5 protein-coding genes are annotated in these 3,241 nt (G+C 68.1%); 1 reads left to right on the forward strand and 4 read right to left on the reverse strand.

Features of this window, described 5'->3' with window-relative positions:
- Positions 1-111: 111 nt before the first annotated feature.
- Complete coding sequence (locus RMO30_RS01945) at positions 112-822, reverse strand: winged helix-turn-helix domain-containing protein (RefSeq protein WP_309708800.1); 711 nt, start codon at positions 820-822, stop codon at positions 112-114.
- 294 nt (positions 823-1,116) lie between these two features.
- Positions 1,117-1,749, reverse strand: coding sequence for a uracil phosphoribosyltransferase (gene upp / locus RMO30_RS01950; protein ID WP_309708803.1), 633 nt, complete (start codon positions 1,747-1,749; stop codon positions 1,117-1,119).
- Between the two features lie 12 nt (positions 1,750-1,761).
- On the opposite strand from upp, the gene tadA reads away from it, so the two are divergent.
- Complete coding sequence (gene tadA, locus RMO30_RS01955; protein WP_309708809.1) at positions 1,762-2,244, forward strand: tRNA adenosine(34) deaminase TadA; 483 nt, start codon at positions 1,762-1,764, stop codon at positions 2,242-2,244.
- On the opposite strand, the gene RMO30_RS01960 is transcribed toward tadA, so the two are convergent.
- Both RMO30_RS01960 and RMO30_RS01965 read right to left on the reverse strand, forming a co-directional pair.
- On the reverse strand, positions 2,213-2,575 hold the full coding sequence (locus RMO30_RS01960; protein WP_309708806.1) for a hypothetical protein: 363 nt from the start codon (positions 2,573-2,575) through the stop codon (positions 2,213-2,215). The two genes, tadA and RMO30_RS01960, sit on opposite strands and share 32 nt — an antisense overlap.
- Positions 2,576-2,626: 51 nt before the next feature.
- Positions 2,627-3,241, reverse strand: a 615-nt coding sequence (locus tag RMO30_RS01965; protein ID WP_397427878.1) for a cation diffusion facilitator family transporter, incomplete at its 5' end; no start/stop codon positions are given.

Here is a 3,241-nt window from a genome sequence, read left to right on the forward strand (position 1 = left end):
GTCGCCGCGTATGAGAGCGAGGCGTACCAGCTCTCGTTGGCCGCCCTCGACGGTGGCGCCGTGCGCGACATCCGCATCGTCCCCGCCGTCTGAACCGAGCGCCGGAGCCGCTCAGAAGACGTCGGGTGAGGGCGTCGACGCGTAGCGGATCGTGACGTCGGCGTGCCGGTCGAAGCGGTAGCCCGCACCGCGCACGGTACGCACGATGTCTTCGTAGGCTCCGAGCTTGCTGCGCAGCCGCCGCACGTGCACGTCGATCGTGCGTTCGTTCGGCGTTTCCTCGTCGTCGGTCTCGCCCCACAGCGTCGAGATGATCTCGGCGCGGTCGATCGTGCGGCCCTCGCGCAGCACGAGGAACTGCAGCAGCTCGAACTCCTTGTAGGTGAGCGGCGCGGTGTCGCCGTCGAGCAGCACGCGCTTGCGCGAGATGTCGATCACGACCCCGCCCTTCGGCTCGGGCTTCTCGGTGACGGTCGCTTGACGGTGCTTCGCGAGCGCCGCCGGATCCTGCAGGGCGAGGCGCACGACATCCACATCGCGGCCGCCCGCGCCGATCGGGGCGAGCGCGACGGAGGCGTAGGTCTCGGCGCCGGGTACGGTCTCGGCGAGCAGCCGCTTGACCGCCTCGACGATGCGTGGCAGATCGGTGCCGGCCGCCTCGGCTTTCGCCTCGTCGATGCCGACGTAGAGGGCGAAGCCGCGAGCTTCGGTCCCCTCGGGAACGGCACGGATGCGCGTGACCGGGGCGGTGGGCTCGGGCGTCGTCGCCGTCGGTGCGGGACGGACGGCGGGGTGGAGCTGAGAGAGCGTTGCGAGAGACATGGTGTCGAATCCTTGGTCGGAAGGAGGCGGCGTGGGGTCATCCATCGCGAACCGCCTCGAAGTGTGTGGGCCAGATGCGTCCGGCGGAACCGGGGATCCGGGGCCGGGGGAGTTCACGCTGCACAGGCACAGGGAACTCGGGGAGGGCGTCTGCTACGCACACATTCGACAACACATGACCGCACGCACCCTCATCACCTCGAGGGAGGTCAGAGCGCGCGAAGAACCGGTCATGCCCAGAAGTCTGACTCACCGGCGTAACGCTTCGCAACCTTGCGACGTTTCGTTACGCCTTCAGACCAGCCCGTAGAGCCGGTCGCCGGCGTCGCCGAGGCCCGGAACGATGTAGCCGACCTCGTTGAGCTTCTCGTCGAGCGCGCCCAGCACGACCGTCACGTCACGCCCTTCGGTGGCCTGTCGCACATGCTCGACGCCCTCGGGCGCGCCGAGCAGGCAGATCGCCGTGACGTCGACAGCGCCGCGGTCGAACAGGAACTGGATGGCGGCGCTCAGCGATCCCCCCGTGGCGAGCATCGGGTCGAGGACGAAACACTGCCGGTCGGAGAGATCGTCGGGCAACCGATTCGCGTAGGTCGTCGGCTGCAGGGTCTCCTCGTCGCGCATCATGCCGAGGAAGCCGACCTCAGCAGTCGGGACGAGCTTGACCATGCCCTCCAGCATCCCGAGGCCGGCCCGCAGGATCGGCACCACGAGCGGGCGGGGTTCGCTGATCGCGAGGCCGTGGGCCTGCGCCACCGGAGTCGTCACCTCGACGGCGTGCGTGCGCACATTGCGGGTCGCCTCGTAGGCGAGAAGCGTCACCAGCTCTTCGACGAGCGAGCGGAACACCGGCGACGGCGTCTTGACGTCGCGAAGCACCGTCAACTTGTGCGTGATGAGCGGGTGGTCGGCCACGTGCAAGCGCATAGGGTCGATGCTATCGAGCCCACCCCCACCTCCGATCAGGCCGCGATGCGTCTCGCCCTCGCGGAGGCCGAACTCGCCCTCGCGACGGGCGATGTACCGGTGGGAGCGGTGATTCTGGATGCCGATGGCACGGTGCTCGCGCACGGTCGCAACGAACGCGAGAAGCATCAGGACCCGACGGCGCACGCCGAGGTCGTCGCGATCCGCCGGGCCGCGGAAGTTCGCGATGACTGGCACCTCACCGGAACGACCCTCGTCGTGACGCTCGAGCCGTGCGTGCTCTGCGCCGGCGCGATCCTCGCGGCCCGCATTCCTCGCGTCGTGTTCGGCGCGTGGGACGAGAAAGCCGGTGCCGCCGGGAGCGTCTACGACCTGCTGCGCGACCGGCGTCTCCCCCACCGCGTCGAAGTTGTGCCCGATGTGCTTGCCGACGAGAGCTCGGCGTTGCTGCGGGAGTTCTTCGCTACGGCCAGAGCACCGCGACCAGCACGTTGACGATGGCAAGCCCGCCGGCGGTGTGGAAGGCCGGTTTCACCTTCCCGCCGCGCCGTCGCTGCACGTGGGCGACGATCGCGGCGACCAGCACGACGAGCGCGATTCCGAGTTTCACGGCGATCTTGGTGTTGTCGACCTCGAGGTCGCTCGCCTGGCGCAGTCCGACGAGCGCGAGACCGGTGACCACCTGGGTGATCGCGCCGGTGAGCACAACCCCGGTGGCGAAGCCGTCTGTGGCTCGCATCTGAACGAAGAAGGCGCCGACGATGGCGGCGAGGCCGAGGAAGTGCACGGCGAGTACGACGTGGCGAACGATGTCAAGCGATTCCATGACGCGATTCTCGCAGGTGCCGCGGTCGACGGCGGGTTAGTCGTGGCCCGGTTAGTCGTGGCCCGGGATGACGATCGCGTCGGTGGAGGTGTTCGACCCGGCGACGTAGATGTCGGGCTCGATGTAGATCACGCGGGCGAGCGGAACGGCCTCACGCACCGCCAACTCGATCTCGTTGATCGCCTTCGCGAGATCCGTCGCCCTGGTCGACTTCGGCACGGCGACCTTCGCGGCGACCATCAACTCGTCGGGTCCGAGGTAGAGGGTCTTCATGTGGATGATCGCCTCGACCTTGGGGTGGTCATTGAAAGCCTTGCGGATCTTCTCGACATCGGCACGCGACGCTCCCTCGCCGATCAGCAGGCTCTTCGTCTCGATGCCGAGGATCACCGCGACACCGATCAGCAGCACGCCGATCGCGATCGTGCCGATGGCGTCCCAAATGACGTTACCGGTGAGCAGCGAGAGCCCGACGCCCGCAAACGCGAACACCAGGCCGATGAGGGCAGCGATGTCTTCGAGGAGGATGACGGGCAGCTCGGGTTGCTTCGCGTGCCGGATGAAGGAGACCAGGCTCTGGTCGCCACGCGCCTTGTTCGCTTCGATGACGGCCGTGCGCAGCGAGAAGCTCTCCAGCACGATCGCGACGCTCAGCACCAGCAGGGG

It is taken from the genome of Pseudolysinimonas sp., from assembly GCF_031389465.1.
In the GTDB taxonomy this organism is placed as follows: domain Bacteria; phylum Actinomycetota; class Actinomycetes; order Actinomycetales; family Microbacteriaceae; genus Pseudolysinimonas_A.